At 59.2% G+C, this 21,697-nt stretch carries 26 protein-coding genes; 14 read left to right on the top strand and 12 right to left on the bottom strand.

Going from position 1 to position 21,697, the window contains the following annotated elements; genetic code table 11:
• Window positions 1-43: 43 nt before the first annotated feature.
• Window positions 44-850, bottom strand: a complete 807-nt coding sequence (locus BMY54_RS18095; protein WP_093435195.1) for a TatD family hydrolase — start codon at window positions 848-850, stop codon at window positions 44-46.
• A 236-nt stretch (window positions 851-1,086) separates the two neighbouring features.
• On the opposite strand from BMY54_RS18095, the gene BMY54_RS18090 reads away from it, so the two are divergent.
• The 3 genes from BMY54_RS18090 to BMY54_RS18080 all read left to right on the top strand — a co-directional run bounded on the left by BMY54_RS18090 (window position 1,087) and on the right by BMY54_RS18080 (window position 3,612).
• Window positions 1,087-2,508, top strand: coding sequence for an MltF family protein (locus BMY54_RS18090; RefSeq protein ID WP_093435193.1), 1,422 nt, complete (start codon window positions 1,087-1,089; stop codon window positions 2,506-2,508).
• Window positions 2,509-2,620: 112 nt separating this feature from the next.
• A complete protein-coding gene (locus BMY54_RS18085; RefSeq protein WP_007908568.1) occupies window positions 2,621-3,055 on the top strand; it encodes a DoxX family protein in 435 nt (144 codons plus the stop codon).
• 248 nt (window positions 3,056-3,303) lie between these two features.
• Window positions 3,304-3,612 (top strand): hypothetical protein, encoded by a 309-nt coding sequence (locus tag BMY54_RS18080; RefSeq protein WP_093435191.1) that lies wholly within the window; start codon window positions 3,304-3,306, stop codon window positions 3,610-3,612.
• Between the two features lie 6 nt (window positions 3,613-3,618).
• Here BMY54_RS18080 and greB read toward each other — a convergent pair whose 3' ends face one another.
• Genes greB through BMY54_RS18065 form a run of 3 tightly spaced genes read right to left on the bottom strand, consistent with a single transcriptional unit; the run spans window position 3,619 to window position 7,338 of the window.
• Window positions 3,619-4,116 carry a transcription elongation factor GreB gene (gene greB / locus BMY54_RS18075; protein WP_003226818.1) on the bottom strand — a complete coding sequence of 166 codons (498 nt, stop codon included), beginning with the start codon at window positions 4,114-4,116 and terminating at the stop codon, window positions 3,619-3,621.
• A 34-nt stretch (window positions 4,117-4,150) separates the two neighbouring features.
• Window positions 4,151-6,655, bottom strand: coding sequence for an ABC transporter permease (locus BMY54_RS18070; RefSeq protein WP_093435189.1), 2,505 nt, complete (start codon window positions 6,653-6,655; stop codon window positions 4,151-4,153).
• Window positions 6,655-7,338 (bottom strand): ABC transporter ATP-binding protein, encoded by a 684-nt coding sequence (locus tag BMY54_RS18065; RefSeq protein ID WP_007908572.1) that lies wholly within the window; start codon window positions 7,336-7,338, stop codon window positions 6,655-6,657. The genes BMY54_RS18070 and BMY54_RS18065 overlap by 1 nt, the downstream gene beginning before the upstream one ends.
• Window positions 7,339-7,348: 10 nt before the next feature.
• Between BMY54_RS18065 and BMY54_RS18060 the strand changes: the two genes are divergently transcribed.
• The 3 genes from BMY54_RS18060 (at window position 7,349) to BMY54_RS18050 (ending at window position 9,475) form a co-directional block, all read left to right on the top strand.
• Window positions 7,349-7,954 (top strand): arylesterase, encoded by a 606-nt coding sequence (locus BMY54_RS18060; RefSeq protein WP_093435187.1) that lies wholly within the window; start codon window positions 7,349-7,351, stop codon window positions 7,952-7,954.
• 57 nt (window positions 7,955-8,011) lie between these two features.
• A complete protein-coding gene (locus tag BMY54_RS18055) occupies window positions 8,012-8,305 on the top strand; it encodes a hypothetical protein (RefSeq protein ID WP_007908575.1) in 294 nt (97 codons plus the stop codon).
• A 198-nt stretch (window positions 8,306-8,503) separates the two neighbouring features.
• The gene (locus tag BMY54_RS18050) at window positions 8,504-9,475 is read left to right on the top strand and encodes a L,D-transpeptidase family protein (protein WP_093435185.1); all 972 of its coding nucleotides are present in this window, start codon (window positions 8,504-8,506) and stop codon (window positions 9,473-9,475) included.
• A gap of 126 nt (window positions 9,476-9,601) precedes the next feature.
• On the opposite strand, the gene oprI is transcribed toward BMY54_RS18050, so the two are convergent.
• On the bottom strand, window positions 9,602-9,853 hold the full coding sequence (gene oprI, locus BMY54_RS18045; RefSeq protein WP_003199355.1) for an outer membrane lipoprotei OprI: 252 nt from the start codon (window positions 9,851-9,853) through the stop codon (window positions 9,602-9,604).
• A gap of 638 nt (window positions 9,854-10,491) precedes the next feature.
• On the opposite strand from oprI, the gene BMY54_RS18040 reads away from it, so the two are divergent.
• On the top strand, window positions 10,492-10,773 hold the full coding sequence (locus tag BMY54_RS18040; protein WP_003226804.1) for a GNAT family N-acetyltransferase: 282 nt from the start codon (window positions 10,492-10,494) through the stop codon (window positions 10,771-10,773).
• 60 nt (window positions 10,774-10,833) lie between these two features.
• Here BMY54_RS18040 and BMY54_RS18035 read toward each other — a convergent pair whose 3' ends face one another.
• On the bottom strand, window positions 10,834-11,910 hold the full coding sequence (locus BMY54_RS18035; RefSeq protein WP_007908583.1) for a 3-deoxy-7-phosphoheptulonate synthase: 1,077 nt from the start codon (window positions 11,908-11,910) through the stop codon (window positions 10,834-10,836).
• Window positions 11,911-12,040: 130 nt separating this feature from the next.
• On the bottom strand, window positions 12,041-12,484 hold the full coding sequence (locus BMY54_RS18030; RefSeq protein ID WP_093435182.1) for a PilZ domain-containing protein: 444 nt from the start codon (window positions 12,482-12,484) through the stop codon (window positions 12,041-12,043).
• On the opposite strand from BMY54_RS18030, the gene BMY54_RS18025 reads away from it, so the two are divergent.
• The 5 genes from BMY54_RS18025 (at window position 12,483) to cysB (ending at window position 16,448) form a co-directional block, all read left to right on the top strand.
• Window positions 12,483-12,869: a thioredoxin family protein gene (locus BMY54_RS18025; protein WP_093435180.1), complete on the top strand. Its 387-nt coding sequence runs from the start codon at window positions 12,483-12,485 to the stop codon at window positions 12,867-12,869. The two genes, BMY54_RS18030 and BMY54_RS18025, sit on opposite strands and share 2 nt — an antisense overlap.
• Window positions 12,866-13,822: a putative 2-dehydropantoate 2-reductase gene (locus BMY54_RS18020; protein WP_093435177.1), complete on the top strand. Its 957-nt coding sequence runs from the start codon at window positions 12,866-12,868 to the stop codon at window positions 13,820-13,822. The genes BMY54_RS18025 and BMY54_RS18020 overlap by 4 nt, the downstream gene beginning before the upstream one ends.
• Window positions 13,823-13,853: 31 nt before the next feature.
• A complete protein-coding gene (locus tag BMY54_RS18015) occupies window positions 13,854-14,759 on the top strand; it encodes a 5'-nucleotidase (RefSeq protein WP_093435175.1) in 906 nt (301 codons plus the stop codon).
• A gap of 97 nt (window positions 14,760-14,856) precedes the next feature.
• Window positions 14,857-15,360, top strand: coding sequence for a universal stress protein (locus BMY54_RS18010; RefSeq protein WP_016985500.1), 504 nt, complete (start codon window positions 14,857-14,859; stop codon window positions 15,358-15,360).
• 113 nt (window positions 15,361-15,473) lie between these two features.
• Window positions 15,474-16,448 (top strand): HTH-type transcriptional regulator CysB, encoded by a 975-nt coding sequence (gene cysB / locus BMY54_RS18005; protein ID WP_003183769.1) that lies wholly within the window; start codon window positions 15,474-15,476, stop codon window positions 16,446-16,448.
• Window positions 16,449-16,457: 9 nt separating this feature from the next.
• Here the strand turns inward: cysB and BMY54_RS18000 are convergent, their stop codons facing one another.
• Window positions 16,458-16,940, bottom strand: coding sequence for a GreA/GreB family elongation factor (locus BMY54_RS18000; RefSeq protein ID WP_034155245.1), 483 nt, complete (start codon window positions 16,938-16,940; stop codon window positions 16,458-16,460).
• Window positions 16,941-16,942: 2 nt separating this feature from the next.
• Complete coding sequence (locus tag BMY54_RS17995) at window positions 16,943-17,350, bottom strand: hypothetical protein (RefSeq protein ID WP_093435173.1); 408 nt, start codon at window positions 17,348-17,350, stop codon at window positions 16,943-16,945.
• A 124-nt stretch (window positions 17,351-17,474) separates the two neighbouring features.
• Between BMY54_RS17995 and earP the strand changes: the two genes are divergently transcribed.
• Window positions 17,475-18,617, top strand: a complete 1,143-nt coding sequence (gene earP, locus BMY54_RS17990; protein ID WP_093435171.1) for an elongation factor P maturation arginine rhamnosyltransferase EarP — start codon at window positions 17,475-17,477, stop codon at window positions 18,615-18,617.
• A gap of 48 nt (window positions 18,618-18,665) precedes the next feature.
• The gene (locus BMY54_RS17985) at window positions 18,666-19,235 is read left to right on the top strand and encodes an elongation factor P (protein ID WP_007908599.1); all 570 of its coding nucleotides are present in this window, start codon (window positions 18,666-18,668) and stop codon (window positions 19,233-19,235) included.
• Window positions 19,236-19,425: 190 nt separating this feature from the next.
• Here BMY54_RS17985 and BMY54_RS17980 read toward each other — a convergent pair whose 3' ends face one another.
• From BMY54_RS17980 to BMY54_RS17970, 3 genes are all read right to left on the bottom strand, one after another.
• Window positions 19,426-19,845 carry an organic hydroperoxide resistance protein gene (locus tag BMY54_RS17980; RefSeq protein WP_093435168.1) on the bottom strand — a complete coding sequence of 140 codons (420 nt, stop codon included), beginning with the start codon at window positions 19,843-19,845 and terminating at the stop codon, window positions 19,426-19,428.
• 328 nt (window positions 19,846-20,173) lie between these two features.
• The gene (locus tag BMY54_RS17975) at window positions 20,174-20,629 is read right to left on the bottom strand and encodes a MarR family winged helix-turn-helix transcriptional regulator (RefSeq protein WP_175559624.1); all 456 of its coding nucleotides are present in this window, start codon (window positions 20,627-20,629) and stop codon (window positions 20,174-20,176) included.
• A 72-nt stretch (window positions 20,630-20,701) separates the two neighbouring features.
• Window positions 20,702-21,658 carry a LysR family transcriptional regulator gene (locus BMY54_RS17970; RefSeq protein ID WP_093435162.1) on the bottom strand — a complete coding sequence of 319 codons (957 nt, stop codon included), beginning with the start codon at window positions 21,656-21,658 and terminating at the stop codon, window positions 20,702-20,704.
• Window positions 21,659-21,697 lie beyond the last annotated feature (39 nt).

Genomic DNA, 21,697 nt, shown 5'->3' with positions numbered 1-21,697 from the left:
CCATCGCGAGCAGGCTCACTCCTACAGAGGAAATTGGGGTGTGTCAGGAAAGGGTGGGGAGGTTGTAGAACGCGCGGGCGCACGCGGTGGTGTGCGCCGCCAGATCTTCCTCGGTTTCGCCACGATGCAACGCTACTTCACGCAGCACTTCAGTCAGATACGCCGGCTCATTGCGACCGTTTTTCGGCTTCGGGCGCAGCGTGCGCGGCAGCAAATAAGGCGCGTCACTTTCCAGCATCAAGCGCCCGCGTTTGATCTCTTTCACCAGCGGATGCAAATGCGTGCCTCGGCGCTCATCACAGATCCAGCCGGTGATGCCGATGTGCAGATCCAGGTCGAGATAGCTGAACAAGGCTTTTTGCTCGCCGGTGAAGCAATGCACCACAGCGGCGGGTAATTGATCGCGGAAGTCTCTGAGGATTTCCAGCAGGCGCTGGCTGGCATCACGCTCGTGCAGGAACACTGGCATTTGCAGTTCAACGGCTAGCGCCAAGTGTTCCTCAAGGACTTTTTCCTGCTGTGGGCGCGGCGAGAAATCACGGTTGAAATCCAGCCCGCATTCACCCACGGCTACCACGTTTTTCTCCTGCAGCAGACTGCGCAAATGGCGTGCGCTATCAACGTTCCAGTCACTGGCCGAATGCGGATGAATACCGGCGGTGGCGAACAGGCGCTGGCCGCTTTCATCGAGTTGCTGGCACAGCTCCAGGGCTTGCTCGCTGCCCTCGACGCTGGTGCCGGTCAGCACTAGTTGGCACACGCCCGCGGCATAGGCGCGATCAAGTACGGCCTGATGTTTGTCGGCGAAACTGGGATTGGTCAGGTTGACGCCGATATCGATGAGTTGCATGGTTGCTACCTCGGGCCGAAGGCCGGAAAGCATACCAGAGCTGTAGATTCATAAGAAAAGCCAAGAACTACAACGAGTTATAGCTGTCTGTTGATGCCGCGACGCAGACCGGTTTGGTAGAAGTGCCATTACTGTGCCAGTCTCTCGCACGTTGCCAGCGCTCATGGCGCTCTGTTTTCGTCGGTGATTTCGACGTTTTAACGATGAAATCGCCCCGTATTCTTTCCGGAGAGTGGATGGTTCGTCCCTCGGTTTTGCTCCTGTTGTGTGGCTCGCTGCTACTGCCGATGACGGCGGTTGCGCGCCTGCCCGGGCCGCTGCAAGCCGTGCCGGCGGCCAAGGTGCGCGACTTGTCCGAGATTCGCAGCAGCCGCGTGTTGCGGGTGCTGGTCAATCAGAGCCGCAACAGCTCCGGCGAAGTCCAGGGTCAGGCCATCGGCGTCGAATACCATCGCCTGCGCGCCTTCGAGCAATACCTCAACGGCCATGCCCGCGATGGTCAGGAAATCACCCTCAAGATCATTCCCAAAGCCAAGGATCAACTGCTCGGCGCCTTGCAGCGGGGCGAGGGTGATCTGGTCGCGCCGGGCGAATTGCTCGATCTGCAACCGGGCTATGCCGTAGCCAGCAGCGAACCGATTGCCAGCAATGTGCCGCTGGTGTTGGTAGGAATCAAGGGCGAGCGGCGCTACACCAAGGTCGAGCAGCTTTCCGGCAAAACCCTGGCGTTGCCGACCGGCAGTGCGGCGGGGGAGGCGGTCAGTCAGCTCAATCAGAAACTGGCGTTGCACAAACTGGCGCCGATCAAGATCGAATGGGTTGATCCGACCCTGGCGGTCGAAGACGTGCTGGAGATGGTTCAGGGTGGCATTTTCCACCTGACCATCGTCGAGCAACCTATCGCCGAGCGCTGGGGCAAGATCCTGCCGAAGCTGCGTTTTGACCGGCAACTGATAATCAGCGAGCCGGGCGAGGAGTACTGGTTCGTACGCCGCGATGCCTCGATGTTGCGCGCGAGCATCGATCGCTTTCTCGGCGGTTACAAGAAGCCATCCAATGAAGATGCGGCGTTTTTGCGCATCTATCGGCGTCTCTATCAAGTCCACTATCCCTTGGCCAAGGCTGATCGCCAGCGCCTGGAAAAACTGCGCCCGACCCTGCAAAAGCATGCCGACGCGCAGAACATGGACTGGCTGAATCTGGCCGCACTGGCGTTTAAGGAGTCACGCCTGCAACCCAATGCCCGCAGCGGCAGTGGTCCGACCGGGCTGATGCAGATCACGCCTTCTGCCGCTCAGCGAGTCGGCGTGAACAACATTCAAAATCTCGATGCGAATGTGCAGGCCGGGGCCAAGTACCTGGCGATGATCCGCCGCAAGTTCTTCAACAGTCCCAAGCTCAATGAACGTGAACGCATGGCTTTCACGTTGGCGGCCTACAACATCGGCCCCGAGCGCGTGCAGGGCATGCGCGCTGAAGCCCGGCGGCGTGGACTGAACCCCAATCAGTGGTTCTTCCAGGTCGAACGCATTGCCATGGAGCAGGTAGGAATGGGGCCGGTCAGCTATGTTAATAGCGTGAACAAGTATTACTTGGCGTTCGACCGGGAGCGGGAGTCGTTGGAGCCCGGGGCGCAAAAAGTCGTCTCACGGAAATGATCTAATAAACTGATTGTTATGGCGGAATATTTGCGCTTTTAACATGAAATTTATTGATTAATATAGCGGCCAACCAACACACATAACTTCTCGCAAAAACAAGGAACGCCCCATGAGCTCTCTGATCAACAAAGTACTGTTCACCCGCGCTGGCTACGGTCTGACCATCCTGCGCATTGCTGTCGGCGTAATCTTTGCGGCTCACGGTTCGCAAAAACTTTTCGGTCTGTTTGGTGGTTACGGTTTGGCGGGCACCGCGCAGTACATGGACAGCATCGGTCTGCACCCGGGCTACCTGATGGCGACGCTGGCGGGCGGTACTGAGTTCTTCGCTGGCCTGGCGTTGATCATTGGCCTGCTGGTGCGTCCGGCAGCATTGGGTCTGACCTTTCTGTCGCTGGTGGCGATCTTCACCGTTCACATCAGCAACGGTCTGTTTATGGCCAACAACGGTTACGAGTTCGCCCTGGCTCTGCTCGGTGGCAGCCTCGCCGTCCTGATCGAAGGCGCCGGCAAGCTCTCGGTGGACCGCGCCATCGCCGGTTAAGCACTCTGGCTCAAGGAACAGGCCCGCATTGTGCGGGCCTTTTTTGTTGCGGCTGATTCTTGACACTGATCGGTCACGTTCTCTAGGATGTTGCCCATGCGCCGATTTAAACAGCTACTTGCGGGGCGCCAGGTGACTTCAACAGTTGCCGTCAGAAGCCGGAACAGGGCTTCGAAATACCGCTAAAGCGCTGGTTCGGTGTTGCCTCTCACCTGCCATGCAGACTTTTGAGGCAGAGACACGACACGATGAATGCACTACGCCCTCCAGCACGTCCCGCGCCGATCACTGCGCATATCACTCAACGCAACCCGAAAATTCTCCTTGGCGGCAAACATCAGCCAACGCTGCTGCGTTATCTCGATGGCTGGCCACGGCGCAGTGGCGGTCCTGCCGCGTTCCTGATCCAGTTCGTTGAAGACGGCGAGTCGCTGTCACGTTTTGCCAGTGACAGTTTTGATCTGGCGGTGATTCAGACGCCGAGCGCTGAAGATGCGCCGGAGATGATCAAGCAACTGGTGCGCGTTGCGCGGCAGGGCCTGATCACCCGCCGCTGATTCGCTTTACGGATAGTCGATGGCGACGATGTAAACGAACTGCTCGCCGGTCGGCGTCTGCACCCGGACTTCAGCATCCAGCGCCTTGCCGATCAAGGCGCGGGCCAGTGGCGAGTCGATGCTGATCAGGCCCAGTTTCAGATCCAGTTCATCGGGGCCGACGATGCGGTAGCGCGATTGCTTGCCGTCTTCGTCCTCGATGGTCACCCAGGCGCCGAAGTAGACTTTGTTCGGATCGCTGGGTTTTTCACTGACGACTTTCAACGCTTCCAGGCGTTTGGTGAGAAAGCGTACGCGACTGTCGATCTCGCGCAGCATCTTCTTGCCATAGGTGTACTCGGCGTTCTCCGAACGATCGCCCTGAGCCGCGGCCTCGCTGACCGATTGCGTCACTTGCGGGCGGCGCACATGCCACAACTCATGGAATTCGGCGCGCATCCGCGCTTCACCTTCAGGGGTGATCAGCGCGGTGCCGGCGGTGCGGGGAGGGCGATAACGGCTCATGGCAACTTCTTTTGATTAAGACCGCTTGAGTCTATCAACCCTCACGCAACACTGTCAGTGGACTTGCGTTGAGTGCCCGACGCGTACCGAATACACCGGCACCACCAATCAACGCCGCGCCAATCAACGGCAGCACCAGCAACCACGGATGCGGATGCCACGGCAGATCGAACGCGTAGCGATACAACACCAGACTCACCACTTCCGAGCCGATCGCGGCGAGTAATCCGCTGACTGCACCGAGCAGGCCGAATTCGATGCGCCGCGCCTTGATCAGCAACTGCCGCTCCGCGCCCAATGCACGCAACAGTGCACCTTGGCGGATACGTTCATCCAGCGTTGCCTGCAAACCGGAAAACAGCACGGCCATACCCGCCGCCAACACAAACAACAACACATATTCGACCGCCAAAGTGACTTGGGCGAGGATGCTGCGCAGTTGTTCCAGCAGGGCCTCGACCTGAAGAATGGTCACCGCCGGGAATGCGCGCGACAGTTCGACGATCTGCTGATCATGGCCGGGGGCCAGATAGAAGCTGGTCAGGTAAGTCGCCGGCAGATCCTTCAAGGTGCCGGGCTGGAAGATCATGAAGAAGTTCGGCTGGAAGTTGTCCCAGTTGATCTCGCGCAGGCTGGTGACCTTCGCTTCACGGTTGACCCCGCCGACACTGAACACCATGTGATCGCCGAGTTTGAGCTTGAGGCTTTCGGCGACTTTGCCTTCCACCGATACGCCGGGAACACCGTCGGTTGGCTGATCTTTCCACCACTCACCGGCAGTGAGCTTGTTGCCCGCCGGCAAATCCGCCGCCCAGGTCAGGCTCAAGTCGCGCTGCACAGCGCGATCGCCTGCCGAATCCTTGCTGACGATTTGCTGCACAGCTTCGCCGTTGATGCTGATCAATCGGCCGGGTACGACCGGATAAAGAGGTGCGGCTTGCGCGGACACTTTTATCAGGTGATCGGTGAAAGCCTGTTTATCTGCCGGCAGAATATTCAGGGCGAAGTAGTTCGGCGCGTTTTTCGGCAACTGGTTTTGCCAGGTGTCGAGCAATTCGCCGCGCAGCAGGGCGATCAAGGCCATCGACAGCAGAATCAGGCCGAAGGCCAGCGACTGACCGGCCGCTGCCAACGGATGCCGCAGCAACTGGCCCAGGCCCAAGCGCCATGGCAGCGAAGCACGGGCGAGCATCCGCCGCAGGCTTTGCAGCAGCAACAACAGCAAACCGCCCAATACCAACGCGGCGACCACGCCACCGCCGAGCAAGGCGAATGTCAGCAGCAGATCGAGGCTCAGGCGCCACATGATCAGGCCGAGGGCGCCTAATGCTGCGCCGTAAACCATCCAGGTGCTCGACGGAATCGGCAGCATGTCGCGGCGCAATACACGCAGCGGCGGCACACGACCCAATGCGGCCAGTGGCGGCAAGGCGAACCCGGCCAAGGCGACCAGCCCGGTGCCGATCCCGGCAATGGCGGGAAACACACCGCCCGGTGGAACGTCGCTTGGCAACAAATCATGCAGCAGTGCGAACAGGCCCAGTTGCGCCAGCCAGCCGAGCAGCGCACCGCTGAGTGCGGCGAACAGCCCGAGTACAGTCAACTGCAGACTGAACAGCACCATGGTTTCCCGCCGCGACAGACCGAGGCAGCGCAGCAAGGCACTGGCGTCGAAACGGCGACTGGCGAAACGGTTGGCCGACAATGCCACCGCCACTCCGGCCAACAAGACGGCGACCAGACTGGCCATATTCAAATAGCGCTCGGCCTTACCGAGTGCACCGCCAATCTGCCGGTTGCCATCGCGGGCGTCCTGAATCCGCTGGTTCGCGGCGAGCCCGGGTTTGATCAGTTGCCGATAAGTCTCCAGTGCCTGCGGTTCACCGCGCCACAGCTCGCGGTAACTCACGCGGCTACCGGGCTGCACCACGCCGGTGGCCGCGAGGTCGTCGAGGTTGATCATGACCCGCGGAGTGAGGCTATAGAAGTTGCCGGCGCGATCCGGTTCATACGTCAGCACGCGGGCCAGTTTCAACGTCTTCATACCGACATCGATGCTGTCGCCGATTTTCAGATCCAGTGCAGTCAGCAGGCGTGCCTCGACCCAGGCTTCGCCGGGTTGCGGTTCGCCGCCAGATTCTTCGGTGGCGAACGGCGCGGGTGCGCTCTTCAGTTCGCCGCGCAACGGATAGGCACGGTCGACGGCTTTGATACTCGACAACTGAATGCCATTGTCGGTGGCGATGACGCTGGAGAATTCCACCACTTGCGCATGCTTCAGACGCAGCTCGGTGCCACTCCTGATCTGTTCTTCACGGGCTGGCGAGCTGCCCTCCAGCACCAGATCGGCACCGAGAAATTCGGTCGCGCGCAGCATCATGGCGCCGTTGAGGCGGGCGCCGAAATAACCGATGGCGGTACTCGCCGCCACCGCCACCACCAGCGCGAAGAACAACACGCGCAATTCCCCGGCGCGGGCATCGCGCATGAGTTGGCGTATGGCGAGACTGAACAGACGCAACAGCGGCAAACGTGCCATCAAGGCTCCAGAGGGGCGACCAACAGCCCGGCTTCAAGACGGATCAGGCGCCGGCAGCGATGGGCCAGGCGTTCGTCGTGTGTCACCAGCACCAGGGTGGTGCCGCGTTCCTTGTTCAATTCGAAGAGCAAATCGCTGATGCGCTCACCGGTGTGGCTGTCGAGGTTGCCGGTCGGTTCATCGGCGAACAGCACGTCAGGCTCGGCTGCGAAGGCGCGGGCAATGGCCACACGTTGCTGCTCGCCACCGGAGAGCTGGCGCGGCGAGTGCGTCAGGCGCTGGCCGAGACCGACGCGCTGGAGCAATTCGGTGGCCCGTTCACGCGCATCTTTGCGGCCGTCGAGTTCCAGCGGCAGCATGACGTTTTCCAGTGCGTTGAGGCTATCGAGCAACTGAAAGGACTGGAAGACGAAGCCGACATGCTCGGCACGAATGCGTGCACGCTGGTCTTCGTCGAGATTGCTCAGGCCCTGGCCGGCGAGGATGACTTCGCCGCTGCTCGGCAAGTCGAGGCCGGCGAGCAGGCCGAGGAGGGTGGATTTGCCCGAACCGGACGCGCCGACGATGGCGAGGCTGTCGCCCTTGTTCAGTTCCAGGCTGAGTTCGTGCAGGATAGTCAGTTCACCTTCCGCGCTGGGAACCACTTTGCTGAGGTTCTTCGCGGTGAGAATGCTTGCGCCCATGGAGAATCCGATGCGTGTGTGGTTTTTGAGTGCTGGCCTGGCCTTGATGTGCATGGCCCAGAACGCAGCGGCGGGTACTGTCCTGATCGTTGGCGATAGTATCAGCGCCGGTTTCGGACTGGATACCCGCTTGGGATGGGTGTCGTTGCTCGAACAACGGCTCAAACAGGAGGGTTTCGACGACAAAGTGGTCAATGCTTCCATCAGCGGCGACACCAGCGCCGGAGGCCAGGCACGGCTGCCGGCGCTGCTTGCAGAGCATAAGCCTGAGCTGGTGATCCTCGAACTCGGCGGCAACGATGGCTTGCGCGGAATGCCGCCAACTCAATTGCAACAAAATCTTGCCTCGATGATCGACAGCACGCGTCAGAGCGGCGCCAAGGTGCTGCTGCTCGGCATGCAACTGCCGCCCAATTACGGCAAGCGTTACACCGATGCCTTCGCCGAGGTCTACGGCAAACTCGCCAACGATAAAAAGATCCCCCTGGTACCGTTTTTCCTCGACGGCGTCGGTGGCCATCCGGACCTGATGCAGGCCGATGGTCTGCACCCGGCAGCCGGGGCTCAGGGCAAGTTGCTGGAAAATGTCTGGCCGACGCTAAAACCGCTGTTATGAGGCTTTTCTAAGGACAGGCTTTCGGCTAATGTGGCGCCCCCTTATCTGGAGCCCCCGATGTCGCGTTCTGCCTGGTCCCTGTTTGCCTACCAACTGATCGAGCCTGACGAACAGCTGGATCTGTTCGCCTGCCAGGAAGTGCGGGTGCATCTGGTGACCCGTCAACTCGAACTCGGTGGTTCGGCTGATCGCACCCTGTGCGGCAGCTTGCTGCCGGCGCAACCGCGCTGGTCGAGCGTTGATCGCCGGGTGTTTCAGGATCAGCGCCTGTGCTCGCTGTGCCGGGCGATTCTGGAATCGCAGAAGCGCGGCACCTCGCCGATCTGGCCGGAGCTGCGTTTCGAGCTCTGATTCTGTGGGAGCCGAGCTTGCTCGCGAAGAGGCCAAGTCAGTTAACATTTTTGGCGACTGACCCACCGCTTTCGCGAGCAAGCTCGCTCCCACCTGGAACACCTTGTCGCCTGCAATGGGGTGATCTCCCCGAATATTCAAAGTGCGGTGTACAATCGCACTCTTATACCCTTGTTGATCATGCGAAGGATTTTCCGGATGTTGCCGCGCTTTCCTGCCGTCACCCGCTGCCTGTCACTTGCCGCCCTGTGTGTGGCCGGTCCCGTTGCTGCATTGGAGTTTCCCCTGCCACCACCCGGTGAAGACATCATCGGTCAGGTGCAGGTGATCAAAGCCAAGTACGAAGATACCTTCGCCGATCTGGGCACGAAGTACGATCTGGGCTACTCGGAGATGGTCGCGGCCAACCCGGGCGTCGATGCCTGGTTGCCGGGTGCCGGCACTGAAATCGTCTTGCCGACCCGCTTCATTCTGCCGCCGGGCCCGCGCGAAGGCATCGTTATCAACCTTGCCGAATACCGCCTCTACTACTTCCCGAAAGGCCGCAACGTGGTGTACACGTTCCCGCTGGGTATCGGTCGTGAGGGTTGGGGCTCACCAATCGCACACACCTCGATCATCGCCAAAACGCCAAACCCGACCTGGACGCCTCCAGCGTCGATCAAGGCTGAACACGCCGCAGACGGTGATCCGCTGCCAAACGTAGTGCCGGCCGGCCCAGACAACCCGTTGGGCCCTTTCAAGTTCACCCTGGGTACGCCGGGTTACCTGATCCACGGTTCGAACAAGAAATTCGGTATCGGCATGCGCACCAGTCACGGCTGCTTCCGCATGTTCAACAATAACGTGCTGGAAATGGCCGGCATGGTGCCGGTAGGCACGTCGGTGCGTATCCTCAACGATGCCTACAAGTTCGGCAGCAGTGGCGGCAAGGTTTATCTGGAAGCGCACACGCCGATCGACGACAAGGGCAACCCGTCGGTGGTCGACAAGCACACTGCGGTGATCAACGCGATGCTCAAGCGTGAAGACGTCACCAGCAACCTGCGCGTGAACTGGGATGTGGTGCGTGATGTGGTCGCGGCCGAAGATGGCCTGCCAACGGAAATCGGCACGCCGAGTGCCTCGGCCCCGATGGTTTCGAGTACACCGATCGACTTGCAGCAGTAAGTCGAGGTTAAAGGCCCGCCGATGCGTACAGCGCCGGCGGGTTTTTTATTGCCCGGGCAAAAGCATCGGGCACAAAAAAGCCGACCCGAAAAATCGGGTCGGCTCGATAACAACCCCGAAGGATTATTACTTGCGGCTAGCTTTGTCCAGCATGCGCAGAGCACGCTCGTTAGCTTCGTCAGCAGTCTGTTGTGCTTTTTGAGCAGCAGCCAGAGCTTCATCAGCTTTACGGTAAGCTTCGTCTGCACGAGCCTGGGAGCGAGCAGCTGCGTCTTCAGTAGCGGTCAGACGTGCTTCGGTTTCTTTCGATGCGCTGCTGCAACCGGTAGCCAGAACTGCGGCCAGAGCCAGAGCAGAGAATTTCAGAACGTTGTTCATCGTGTTCCCCTTCAAGGACTTTCAATTAAGTGGCTGTCTCCTCACGATTGAGGAAATAGCCGGCGTACATACTACCCATTACTTGTAGTAAGTAAACTGACGTAAGGCAAGAAGCAAAAAAAATTGTAGGCGTTGATTCTTTTTCGAGCAACTTTTAACTGCGCTGTTTAAAAAATATACAGCTACAAGCCCCGAGCTGAGCGAGTTAATGAGAAAAAGTTCCCGTTGCCACGTGCTGTTTTTGCAGTCTTGGCTAAAGTCTTTCTAGATGAATACGTCGACACTTTTGTTCCGAATTTGCGTGCTGCTTCGCTTATCTTTGTCCATGTTGAGGTGACTTTAAAAAAGGCTGCACGTCTTAAGTCTCAACATCCGGCAATGTTCAGGTGACCGGTTTGGCAAGATCTTCTTCCAGGCCCACCCTGCGTCCATCGGAGCAACCCCCGTCAACCCGCTTGATGACGAGCGTACCTTGAGCATTTTTGCCAATGGTGCCTACTATTTATCAGGTGCCAGGTTGCGCGAGATCGGTGTGGCTCTTCTCGGTGTCCATCAGGCACGGGGTGGCGTAGATGTTCCTTCGCCGGAAAAACATCGGTAAGGTAGGGGTCAGAATTCAAGACCCGCGAGGAGTAGTGATGAGCGAGGCGTTGTCCATCCACCATGACCAGGCTGGTCATCAGTTCGAGACCAATGTGGACGGTCATCGTGCCTACCTGACCTATATGGATCTGGGGAAACAGACCCTGGATATCTATCGCACCTTCGTGCCCAATGCCCTGCGTGGCCGTGGCATTGCCGCAGCGCTGACCGAAAGCGCGCTGCAGTACGCCGAAGAAATGGGCTACACGGTGATCCCGTCGTGCTCCTACGTCGAGCGCTACATGGAGCGTCATCAGCGCCGCGCCGCCAAGATCTGAATCGCACACACAAAAACGCCGGGCATTGCCCGGCGTTTTTTTATGCCTGTAAAACGCGTATCAGCTGCGCTGGCGTTTTGGCAGAACATCCTTGAGCTTGGCGTGCATGCTGCGCAGGGTGTTCTCGGTAGCGGACCAGTCGATGCAGGCATCGGTGATCGACACGCCGTATTGCAGGTCGGCGAGGTCTTTCGGAATCGCCTGGCAGCCCCAGTTCAGGTGACTTTCGACCATCAGGCCGATGATCGACTGGTTGCCTTCGAGGATCTGGTTGGCGACGTTCTCCATCACCAGCGGTTGCAGGGCCGGATCCTTGTTGGAGTTGGCGTGGCTGCAGTCGACCATGATGTTCGGCTTGATCTTCGCTTTGTTCAGCGCCTGCTCGCACAGGGCAACGCTGACCGAATCATAGTTCGGCTTGCCGTTACCACCGCGCAGCACCACGTGACCGTAGGCATTGCCTTTGGTGGTGACGATCGACACGCCACCTTCCTGGTTGATGCCGAGGAAGCGGTGCGGGCTGGACACCGACTGCAAGGCGTTGATCGCCACAGTCAGACCGCCGTCGGTGCCGTTCTTGAAGCCGACTGCCGAGGACAGGCCGGACGCCATTTCCCGGTGGGTTTGCGATTCGGTGGTACGCGCGCCAATGGCCGACCAACTGATCAGGTCCTGCAGATACTGCGGGGAGATCGGGTCGAGGGCTTCGGTGGCGGTCGGCAGGCCTTTTTCGGCCAGATCCAGCAGCAACTGACGACCGATGTGCAGACCGTCTTGAATCTTGAACGAGTCGTCCAGGTACGGATCGTTGATCAGGCCTTTCCAGCCCACGGTGGTCCGTGGCTTCTCGAAATACACGCGCATGACCAGGTACAGGGTGTCGGAGACTTCCGCAGCCAGCACCTTGAGGCGATCGGCGTATTCGTGGGCAGCCTTGATATCGTGGATCGAGCACGGGCCGATCACTACGAACAGACGGTGGTCGGTGCCATCAAGAATGTTGCGAATGACTTCGCGGCCCTTGGTGACGGTGCGCAGGGCAGCGTCGCTCAGAGGAATATCACGCTTGAGCTGATCGGGAGTGATCAGGGTCTCGTTAGAGGCGACGTTTAGGTCGTTGATCGGTAAATCAGCCATCGTTTACTCGTCAGGTCACGGGTGCCGGCCGCCAGCGATCCCCGCGCGGCGGAGCACAGCAGATTTAAGCGCGTCGGGGAGCGGAACCTTAGCGCGTAAAGCGCCTGCTCGACAATGGGCAAAAGGTGCTTTAGTCCAGCGCTGGCTGCGCAAAAGCCTTGCGCACGCTGTCGTGGGAGAACTCGTCGGCGTGTTGCTCGACCCATTGCAGGGCCACCGCCTGAATTTCTTGCAGGTCATCGTGGGTGTCGTGCATGCGGCAGTAGCGCTCGATCTGACACACTTGCTCACCCATTCGCGCACTGAACAGCGTCTGCTCATCGGTAAACGCGATGCCCACCAGATAGCCTTTTTTGCGCCGCAGGCACCACGCCACGTAGCCCGGGTAACAAATGTCGGCATGCAGTGACGGCATGCGCACTTGCAGCGCCGTGCCATGGCGCCAGGCACGGTGGTAATTGCAAGCGATGCCGCCGAGGCTGATAGTGTGCAGCTGTTGCCTGGAAATACACTCAGGCTTGAGCAAGGTTAATTCAACCGGCACCTCGTCCGGATGAGGAATGAAACGTCCCATGAGCACAGACTCCCTGTGTCAGCCATTTGACATTGTTTCCCCCAGTATAGTGGTCGAATCCGAACTGACCGATTTCGACGCCGACCAACGGCTATTGGCGATGAGCGGCGTTTCGCTGGTGATTTTCACCAGCGTCGGCTGCGCCAGTTGCCGATATGCCCGCGAAGTGTTGCCGGCTATGGCGCTGGGGATTGATCGTCTGTGCTGGATCGATGCCGGCGACAACGGCGGGTTGGTCGAGCGCTATCAGGTCTTTCATTTGCCGGCGTTGTTCGTGGTGCGCGACGGCGAGTTCTTTGGGGCATTGCACACGCGCCTGACGACCGATGCGTTGAACGCGGCGCTGGCGCAGGCACTGGGGCGAATTGCAGAGGAGTTGCCATGATGGGGGCAGTGAATAAACCGGTCGTAGGGATCATCGGCACCGGCGCAATTGGTGGTTTTTACGGTGTGATGCTGGCGCGCGCCGGTTTCGATGTGCACTTTTTGTTGCGCAGCGAGTTTTCGGCGGTGGCTGAGCGCGGTTTGCAAATCAACAGCGCGGTGCATGGCCCGCTGACGTTGCATCCGGCGCAGGCCTATTCGTCCGCCGAAGACATGCCCAAGTGCGACTGGCTGTTAGTGGGGGCGAAGACTACCAGCAACGCCGGCCTGGCTCCGTCGATCATTCAAGCGGCCAAACCGGATGCGAAAGTGCTGGTGCTGCAAAACGGTCTCGACGTCGAAGATGGCTTGCGTGAGCTGCTTCCCGATTCCCTGCACCTGTTGGGCGGCTTGTGCCTGATCTGCGTGCATCGCGAGGGGCCTGGACAAGTTACCCACCAAGCCTTGGGCGCGGTGAACGTCGGTTACCACAGTGGTCCGTTCAGCGCTGACGCTGCACGCATGGCGATCGTCGAGGAGGGAGCCGGGTTGTTCCGCGCCGCCGGAATCGATTCCCAGGCGATGCCCAATCTGCACCAGGCGCGCTGGCAGAAACTGGTGTGGAACATCCCCTACAATGGACTCTCGGTACTGCTCGGCGCCAGCACCACGCCGCTGATGGCGGACGCCGACAGCCGCATGCAGATCCAGGCGTTGATGGCCGAAGTGGTGCAGGGTGCCAAGGCCTGCGGCCAGGACATACCGCCGGGATACGCCGATTACCTGTTCATGATGACCGAGAAAATGCCCGACTACTGGCCGAGCATGTACCACGACTTTTTACATAAGCGACCGCTGGAGCTGGAGGCGATTTACGCTCGGCCACTGGCAGCGGCCAAAGCGGCGGGCTGTGAGCTGCCGCGCATCGAAGCGCTGTATCGTAATTTACGTTTTATCGACCGGCGCAACGTTTAGGTCGTTTTTTTTGTGAGGGGCGGGGGAAGGCATGGCCAAGAACATCGATGACAAACTGGTGCTGGCGATTTCGTCGCGTGCCCTGTTCGACCTGAGCGAGAGCCACAAGGTCTACCTGTCGAGCGGTGTCGAAGCCTATCGGCAATACCAGATTGAGCATGAGGACGAAATCCTCGCACCTGGCGATGCTTTTCCGCTGGTGGAAAAACTCCTGAAACTCAACAGTCGCCTCGGCCGCGCGCGGGTCGAGGTGATTCTGGTCTCGCGCAACAGTGCCGACACCGGCCTGCGCGTATTCAACTCGATTCATCATTATGGTCTGGCGATTTCCCGCGCGGCGTTTGTTGGCGGGCGCAGTCCGTATCCGTATCTGAAAGCCTTTGGTTGCGACCTGTTTCTTTCGACCCATGCCGAAGACGTGCGCGCGGCGCTGGATGCCGGATTCGCAGCGGCGACGATTCTGTCCGGTGGTGCCAGTCGTGCGGCCAGTGACGAATTGCGCATCGCCTTCGACGGCGACGCAGTGATTTTTTCCGACGAGTCGGAACGCGTCTATCAGTCCGGCGGGCTCGAAGCGTTCCAGGCCAAGGAGCGTGAGTCGGCTCGCGAGCCGTTGCGCGGTGGGCCGTTCAAGGGCTTTCTGGCGGCGCTCAATCTGTTGCAGCGCGAGTTTCCCGATGACGATTGCCCGATCCGCACGGCGCTGGTCACTGCACGTTCGGCGCCGGCCCATGAGCGGGTGATCCGCACCTTGCGCGAGTGGGACATTCGTCTCGACGAGTCACTGTTTCTCGGTGGCCTGACCAAATCGGCGTTCCTTGAAGCCTTCGCCGCCGATGTGTTTTTCGACGATCAGGCTGGTCACTGCGAACTCGCCCGCGAAGTGGTCGCCACCGGTCATGTGCCTCACGGCATCAGCAATGAGCCGTCCATCTAAAGCCCTGTGCTTCAAGACGTTGCGTCGCCCGTCGTAGTCGCCAAGGCACTGCTAAGCTGAATCAAATCTCCGCCATGTTGGCACGCGAGGAGGTCATATGATTCGTTCGATGCTGTATGCCACTGACCTCGGTCTGTACGCACCGTTAGTGATGCAGCATGCCCTGGCGTTGGCGCGAACGTTCAATGCCGATCTGTACGTGGTGCACGCGGTGGAGCCGATGGGGCTGTTTGCCGAATCGGTGTTGCAGAGCTATCTCGACGAGCAGGCATTGAACGAATTTCATAGTCAGGGTCTGAAAACTGTCATTGCCAATATCGAGCAGCGGGTGCTGGACAGTTTTCGCGAAGAACTGGGGGATGAAGGCGAACAGGATCTGCAGCGCATTCGCGCCGTGCGCGTGCTGCAGGGCGATCCGTCGCAGGTGATTCTCGACCAGGTGCAGAAACTCTCCGTCGATCTGCTGATCGTAGGCAGTCATAGCCATGGGGTGGGCGCGGAAACGCCGTTGGGGCGCACGGCGGCGCGGGTCCTGCAATTGGCCAAGGTGCCGGTTTATCTGGTGCCGTTAGTGGAGCGGCGGCGGCGGGAGGATCGCTAAGGCAGGAATAATGGCGCTTTGATAAAAAAGTTCTAGATTTATTATTCAAACCATTAATATAGTTATATACCGTCGCTGATGCCCGTGGCGTCTACCTGCTTTGAGGGATTCATATGAAGCTTCAACAATTGCGCTACATCTGGGAAGTGGCGCACCACGACCTCAACGTTTCCGCTACAGCCCAAAGCCTTTACACCTCGCAACCGGGCATCAGTAAACAAATCCGCCTGCTGGAAGACGAACTCGGTGTCGAAGTGTTTGCCCGCAGCGGCAAACACCTGACCCGCGTGACCCCGGCCGGCGAGCGCATCATCACCACCGCCGGTGAGATTCTGCGCAAGGTCGAAAGCATCAAGCAGATCGCCCAGGAATTCTCCAACGAGAAGAAAGGCACCCTGTCGATCGCCACCACCCACACCCAGGCACGTTATGCACTGCCGCCGGTGATCAGCAATTTCATCAAGCAATACCCGGACGTGGCGCTGCACATGCACCAGGGTTCGCCGATGCAGATCGCCGAAATGGCCGCTGATGGCACTGTGGATTTTGCCATCGCCACCGAAGCGCTGGAGCTGTTCGGCGATCTGGTGATGATGCCGTGCTACCGCTGGAATCGTTGCGTGGTCGTACCGCAGGGCCATCCGTTGACCAAGTTGCCAAAGCTGACTCTGGAAGCGCTGGCCGAATACCCGATCGTGACTTACGTGTTCGGTTTCACCGGCCGTTCGAAACTCGACGAAGCCTTCAGCCATCGCGGCCTGACGCCGAAAGTGGTGTTCACCGCCGCCGACGCCGACGTGATCAAGACTTACGTGCGTCTGGGTCTGGGCGTGGGCATCGTCGCTAAAATGGCAGTCGACACCAAGCTCGACAACGATCTGGTGGTGCTGGATGCCAGTGAATTGTTCGAATCGAGCGTGACCAAGATCGGTTTCCGTCGCGGTACTTTCCTGCGCGGCTTCATGTGCGACTTCATCGAGAAGTTCGCCCCGCATCTGACTCGCGAAGTCATGGCCAAAGCCATTCAGTGCCACAACAAGCAGGAACTGGAAGAGCTGTTCGACGGCGTCGAGCTACCCGTTCACTGATCAGTTGCCTCAGAGTACCTCGGTGACAGCAAACTGTTGCCGAGTGCCCGCCACCAGAATCTCCACCTCATCACCTTCGCACTTGCCCAGCAGACCTTTGCCCAGCGGCGAGCGCGGAGTGATGACGGTAATCGGCTGACCGACCACATCGACTTTCAGGCCTGCTGCATCCGGCGCCAGAAACAGCCATTGCTCGCGACCCTTTTCGTCCTCCAGGCCGAGCAGGGCACCGACTTCGATACCACGGTTTTCATCGTAGGCCCGCAGCGTCAGGTTCTGGCACAACGCCAAAGACTGACGGATTTCCTCGACCCGTTTTGCTTGCCCGGCTGCCAGATACGACGCTTCCAGACCCAGCGTGTCGTACTTGTTCTCGGCGATGTTTTCTTCGTGCGTCGCGGTTTCGTAAGCGGTTTGCGCGGCGCGTTCGGCGATGTCGAGGTCGATGCGCAGTTTGTCGAGAATCAGTTGGTGGACGATGTGCTTGTTCATGATCAATCGCAGAATTGCAAAACGTTGGCGCGGCTTTTCTCGCTCGGGGCCGTCTGATCCTGTTGCAGCCAGAACTGGCACTTCGGATTGGACAGGTTACGCGTGCTGCCGCGTGCCTGATCCAGACGTGCCTGTTGTTCGTTCTTGCGCAGGTTTTCTTCGTACTGCTGGAACTGCGGGCTCGGCGGCGGAATGTCCGGTTGCACCTGCACGGCCGGTGGATTGGCCAGTTGCTGCACCGCTTGCGCAACCGGTGCCAATTGCTCCTTGAACAAAAAGTGCGATAGCAGCCAGCAGGTCAGCGCAATGGCGACAAAGCCCAGCCACATGCCCAAGGCAATGCTGCCGGTCAAATGCAGCGCGCTAAGCTGAACAGGCAACGGGCGACGCGGATTGGGGCGATAGGGCATGGCTGCCTCCTGGCGGATGATTGCGGGCAAGTGGCGATTGTCGCACGAAGATTAATCGCCGTCGGCTCTTCTGCGCGAGGTGATTTATGCGGACAATCGCAGCTTTTGCCAACGGGAGTCTTGAATGCCGCAATTGAAACCCCGCTGGGATATTTTTTGCACCGTGGTCGACAACTTTGGCGACATCGGCGTGACCTGGCGTCTGGCTCGGCAATTGGTGGCTGAGCATGGTTTGGCGGTGCGCTTGTGGGTCGATGATCTGCGCGCCTTCGAACGCATTTGCCCGGCGATTGATATCAACGCCGCACAGCAATCGCAACAAGGCGTCGAAGTGCGGTACTGGCCGGCTGACTGGGTGCACACAGAGGCGGCGGATGTGGTGATTGCAGCGTTCGCCTGTCAGTTGCCCACTGACTACATGGACGCGATGGCTGCGCGCGAGCAGCCGCCACTGTGGATGAACCTCGACTATCTCAGCGCCGAAGACTGGGTGATTGGTTGTCACGGCTTGCCGTCGGTCAAATACAAATCGGTGCAGAAGTTCTTTTTCTTTCCCGGATTCCAGCCAGGCACTGGCGGGCTGTTGCGTGAGCGCGGCTTGCTCGAGCAGCGTCGGCAGTTTCAACAGGATGCCGAAGCTCAACGGCAATTCCTGCAAGGTCTCGGGATCGCTCCTGCGTCTGACGCCCAGCTGATTTCGTTGTTTGCCTACGAGAATGCCGGGCTGGCCAGTTGGCTGGACGTTTTGGCGGCGGACGCTGCGCCGACTCACCTGTTGGTGCCGGAGGGGCGGATTCTTGGCGACGTGGCGCGCTGGCTCGGGGTGGAAGCCCTGACGGTGGGCGAGATTAATGTGCGGCAGTCTTTGACTGTGCAGGTGTTGCCGTTCGTCCGTCAGGATCAATACGATCAGTTGCTCTGGTGCTGTGATTTCAACGCGGTGCGTGGTGAGGACTCGTTCGTGCGGGCGCAGTGGGCGGGGCGGCCGATGCTCTGGCACATCTATCAGCAGGACGAAGACATCCATCTGGACAAGCTTGATGCCTTCCTCGCGCTTTACACAAAAGGTCTGTCACCGGCCGCTGCCGAGGCGATGAACGGTCTGTGGCGAGCCTGGAGCGCCGGTCAGCCCATCGGTGAACACTGGCTCGAAGTCCGCAATCATTGGCCAGAACTGCAGGAAAATGCCGAAGCGTGGTGTCTGGAACAAGGCTTGCAGGCCGATCTTGCCGCAGCGCTGGTACAGTTTTACCTAAATTGGATATGATACGCGGCCTAGATTTTTGTAAATCCCATCCAAATTCGGATATTCGCAATGAAAACTGGTAAAGAACTGAAACCCGGTACCGTGATCCGTCTCGAGAACGATCCTTGGCTGGTTCAGAAAGCTGAATTCACCAAGTCGGGCCGTAACAGCGCGATCATGAAGACCAAGCTGAAAAACCTGCTGACCGGTTACAAGACCGAGATCGTTTACAGCGCTGACGACAAACTGGACGACGTAATCCTCGACCGCAAAGAAGCGACCCTGTCCTTCATCAGCGGCGACACCTACACGTTCATGGACACCACTGACTACACCATGTACGAGCTGAACGCTGAAGACATCGAAGCTGTTCTGCCTTTCGTTGAAGAAGGCATGACCGATGTTTGCGAAGCGATCTTCTTCGAAGAGCGTCTGGTTTCCGTAGAGCTGCCGACCACCATCGTGCGCGTAGTTGACTACACCGAAGGTTCGGCTCGTGGCGACACTTCCGGCAAGGTCATGAAGCCAGCCAAGCTGGCCAACGGTACTGAGCTGCAAGTTGCTGACTTCATCGAAATCGGTGACAAGATCGAAATCGACACCCGCGAAGGCGGTTCCTACAAAGGCCGTGCCAAATAAGCACTGGTTTTTGCGGAAAGAAAAAGCCCGACCATTGAGTCGGGCTTTTTTGTGCCTGCGATTTCTCATTAACCACCGACTCCTGTGGGAGCGAGGCTGCTCGCGAATGCGGGGCGTCGTTCAATGAAATGTTGACTGACAGGGCGCCTTCGCGAGCAGGCTCGCTCCCACAGGGGGGTTGTGTCCGGTTTCAGACGGTGGTGTGCAGACGTACATCGACGTTGCCACGGGTGGCGTTGGAGTACGGGCAAACCTGGTGAGCGGCGTCGACCAGCGCTTGCGCATCGGCTTGTTCCAGGCCTGGCAGGCTGATGTGCAGGTCGATGTCCAGACCGAAACCGCCAGGGATCTGGCCGATACCGACGTGGGCGGTGATCGAGGCGTCGTCAGGGATTTTGCGTTTGGTCTGGCTGGCGACGAATTTCAGTGCGCCGATGAAGCAGGCCGAGTAGCCGGCAGCGAACAGCTGCTCAGGGTTGGTTGCCGCGCCGCCGGCACCGCCGAGTTCTTTCGGAGTGGCGAGCTTGACGTCGAGGATGTTGTCGCTGGAGACCGCACGACCGTCACGGCCGCCAGTGGAGGTTGCGATTGCAGTGTAGAGAGTTTGCATGGTGTGAGCCTCGTTGAGTGTGATTTTATGCGCTAATTGTTTGCGCGCTAAGTAAGTGCCAGATGAATGTATCGCTCAAATATTTTGCGCGCAAGATAAATTTTTGAAAAATCTGCGTTTCGACAAAAAGATGGTTATTGGGGGCGGGCTGTAAGGCTTGATTTAGAGCGGATTGCGCGGTACGTCAGGTGTTGAAAATATTTCGCTGACGATGAAATCCATGTGGGAGCGAGCCTGCTCGCGAATAGGATCTCTCATGCAACAAATCAGTCGGCTGACAGACCGCATTCGCGAGCAGGCTCGCTCCCACAGGGGGACAGTATTGGCTTTAGATCAGGCTGTTCTGTAGATGGCTACGCAGCGCCTGCAACTCCGCTTGCAGCTTTTGCAGCCGTTCCAGAGTGAAGCCGCTGGCGCCGAGGATGCATTGCGGAACGGTCTCGGCTTTTTCTTTCAGCGCTCGGCCTTGCTCGGTCAACTCGACAATCACTACCCGCTCATCCTCACGACTGCGCGTGCGGCTGAGCAACCCTTCGCCTTCCAGACGCTTGAGCAGTGGCGTCAGCGAGCCAGGATCGGTCAGCAACCGCGAGCTGATTTCTCCGACCGTCAATCCATCCTTCTCCCACAACACCATCATCGCCAGGTACTGCGGATAGGTCAGGTTCAAGGCTTGCAGCAGCGGTTTGTAGACCTTGGTCATCATCAGCGAAGTGGAATGCAGGGCGAAGCAGGCCTGGTTATCCAGCAGCAGGTCGTCGCAGGTGTCGCGTTGGGAAGTCATGTCAAAGCCTTGTTCGGTGATGGTCATGAATCTAGCGCTCGAATCTTTAATGCGCCAGATAATTCTCCGGATCTAATGGCGGTCGAGATCTCGTTGCAGCGCCAGATCCCACGGCGGCACTGGACTGAAACGGGTCTTGAGGTATTCAAGCAACAAGCGGCTGCGCGAGTTGGTTTGCTGTTCCATGCGCAGTGCGTAGATGCCGGTGGATTCCGGGGCCGGCAGACCGTTCTCGCAGAACAGCGGGACCAGTTCACCGCGCAGCAGGTATTCGCTCGCCAGCCAGGTCGGCAAATGCGCAATCCCTAATCCCGCCAAAGCCCCACACACCAGCGCTTCGGCATTGTTGGCGCTCATGCGGATGCGCGCCGGGCGGTGCAAGTGCATCTGGCCGTCCTGCTCGAACCGCCAGGCGAAGGGCGGGGCGAGGCCTTCCCAGTCCAGACCGTCATGCTCGCCAAGTTGCGCCGGACTGCCGGGCACACCCCGGCGTTTGAGATAGTCAGGACTGGCACAGGCTATGCGCACCATGCTCGCCAAAGGCGTCGCCACCAATCGCGTGTCAGCCATTTGCCCGGCACGCAGCACCAGGTCAACCTTGCCCAGGTTCGAGCCGCCCATGTCGACGAAACTGTCGATCAAGTGCAACTGCACATCCAGCCCCGGGTAGAGGACGAGAAAGTCGGCGATCACCGGTGCCAGATGCCGTCGCCCGAACGCGGCGGGGGCGTCGATGCGAATCAAGCCCTCCGGCGCGCTGCTCAAGGACACGGCTTCGGCCCGCGCCAGTTGCAACTCGGCGACAATGCGCCGGGCACGTTCGGCAAACGCCAGACCGGCGGGTGTGGCTCTGACGGCGTGGGTGCTGCGTATAAATAACTGGCTGCCGACGGCGCTTTCCAGGCTGTCGATCCGTCGCGCAACGGCCGAAGGTGTCAGCGGATGACGGCGCGAGGCGGCGGAAAAACTGCCACTCTCCAGCACATCGAGAAACAGCCCTAATTGTTCAGTCAGTTGGTTGGGGTTCATAAGAATTCACGCTTGTGCGAAATCAGCATAGCCATTGTG

The organism is Pseudomonas sp. ok266 (genome assembly GCF_900110195.1).
In the GTDB taxonomy this organism is placed as follows: domain Bacteria; phylum Pseudomonadota; class Gammaproteobacteria; order Pseudomonadales; family Pseudomonadaceae; genus Aquipseudomonas; species Aquipseudomonas neuropathica.
Note: the sequence above shows the minus strand (reverse complement) of the source record. Positions and strands in the feature narration are given on the sequence as shown.

What these genes read in the sequence shown, in the direction of transcription:
- BMY54_RS17975 (WP_175559624.1), bottom strand. Translation starts at nt 20,629, where the DNA reads ATGACTTCCCAACGCGACACCTGCGACGACCTGCTGCTGGATAACCAG.
- BMY54_RS18010 (WP_016985500.1), top strand. Translation starts at nt 14,857, where the DNA reads ATGATTCGTTCGATGCTGTATGCCACTGACCTCGGTCTGTACGCACCG.
- BMY54_RS18035 (WP_007908583.1), bottom strand. Translation starts at nt 11,910, where the DNA reads ATGGCTGATTTACCGATCAACGACCTAAACGTCGCCTCTAACGAGACC.
- earP (WP_093435171.1), top strand. Translation starts at nt 17,475, where the DNA reads ATGCCGCAATTGAAACCCCGCTGGGATATTTTTTGCACCGTGGTCGAC.
- BMY54_RS18055 (WP_007908575.1), top strand. Translation starts at nt 8,012, where the DNA reads ATGTCGCGTTCTGCCTGGTCCCTGTTTGCCTACCAACTGATCGAGCCT.
- BMY54_RS18000 (WP_034155245.1), bottom strand. Translation starts at nt 16,940, where the DNA reads ATGAACAAGCACATCGTCCACCAACTGATTCTCGACAAACTGCGCATC.
- BMY54_RS18095 (WP_093435195.1), bottom strand. Translation starts at nt 850, where the DNA reads ATGCAACTCATCGATATCGGCGTCAACCTGACCAATCCCAGTTTCGCC.
- BMY54_RS18015 (WP_093435175.1), top strand. Translation starts at nt 13,854, where the DNA reads ATGGCCAAGAACATCGATGACAAACTGGTGCTGGCGATTTCGTCGCGT.
- oprI (WP_003199355.1), bottom strand. Translation starts at nt 9,853, where the DNA reads ATGAACAACGTTCTGAAATTCTCTGCTCTGGCTCTGGCCGCAGTTCTG.
- BMY54_RS18030 (WP_093435182.1), bottom strand. Translation starts at nt 12,484, where the DNA reads ATGGGACGTTTCATTCCTCATCCGGACGAGGTGCCGGTTGAATTAACC.
- BMY54_RS18050 (WP_093435185.1), top strand. Translation starts at nt 8,504, where the DNA reads ATGTTGCCGCGCTTTCCTGCCGTCACCCGCTGCCTGTCACTTGCCGCC.
- BMY54_RS18090 (WP_093435193.1), top strand. Translation starts at nt 1,087, where the DNA reads ATGGTTCGTCCCTCGGTTTTGCTCCTGTTGTGTGGCTCGCTGCTACTG.
- BMY54_RS18020 (WP_093435177.1), top strand. Translation starts at nt 12,866, where the DNA reads ATGATGGGGGCAGTGAATAAACCGGTCGTAGGGATCATCGGCACCGGC.
- BMY54_RS18060 (WP_093435187.1), top strand. Translation starts at nt 7,349, where the DNA reads ATGCGTGTGTGGTTTTTGAGTGCTGGCCTGGCCTTGATGTGCATGGCC.
- BMY54_RS18070 (WP_093435189.1), bottom strand. Translation starts at nt 6,655, where the DNA reads ATGGCACGTTTGCCGCTGTTGCGTCTGTTCAGTCTCGCCATACGCCAA.
- greB (WP_003226818.1), bottom strand. Translation starts at nt 4,116, where the DNA reads ATGAGCCGTTATCGCCCTCCCCGCACCGCCGGCACCGCGCTGATCACC.
- BMY54_RS17980 (WP_093435168.1), bottom strand. Translation starts at nt 19,845, where the DNA reads ATGCAAACTCTCTACACTGCAATCGCAACCTCCACTGGCGGCCGTGAC.
- cysB (WP_003183769.1), top strand. Translation starts at nt 15,474, where the DNA reads ATGAAGCTTCAACAATTGCGCTACATCTGGGAAGTGGCGCACCACGAC.
- BMY54_RS17995 (WP_093435173.1), bottom strand. Translation starts at nt 17,350, where the DNA reads ATGCCCTATCGCCCCAATCCGCGTCGCCCGTTGCCTGTTCAGCTTAGC.
- BMY54_RS18080 (WP_093435191.1), top strand. Translation starts at nt 3,304, where the DNA reads ATGAATGCACTACGCCCTCCAGCACGTCCCGCGCCGATCACTGCGCAT.
- BMY54_RS17970 (WP_093435162.1), bottom strand. Translation starts at nt 21,658, where the DNA reads ATGAACCCCAACCAACTGACTGAACAATTAGGGCTGTTTCTCGATGTG.
- BMY54_RS18025 (WP_093435180.1), top strand. Translation starts at nt 12,483, where the DNA reads ATGAGCACAGACTCCCTGTGTCAGCCATTTGACATTGTTTCCCCCAGT.
- BMY54_RS18085 (WP_007908568.1), top strand. Translation starts at nt 2,621, where the DNA reads ATGAGCTCTCTGATCAACAAAGTACTGTTCACCCGCGCTGGCTACGGT.
- BMY54_RS17985 (WP_007908599.1), top strand. Translation starts at nt 18,666, where the DNA reads ATGAAAACTGGTAAAGAACTGAAACCCGGTACCGTGATCCGTCTCGAG.
- BMY54_RS18065 (WP_007908572.1), bottom strand. Translation starts at nt 7,338, where the DNA reads ATGGGCGCAAGCATTCTCACCGCGAAGAACCTCAGCAAAGTGGTTCCC.
- BMY54_RS18040 (WP_003226804.1), top strand. Translation starts at nt 10,492, where the DNA reads ATGAGCGAGGCGTTGTCCATCCACCATGACCAGGCTGGTCATCAGTTC.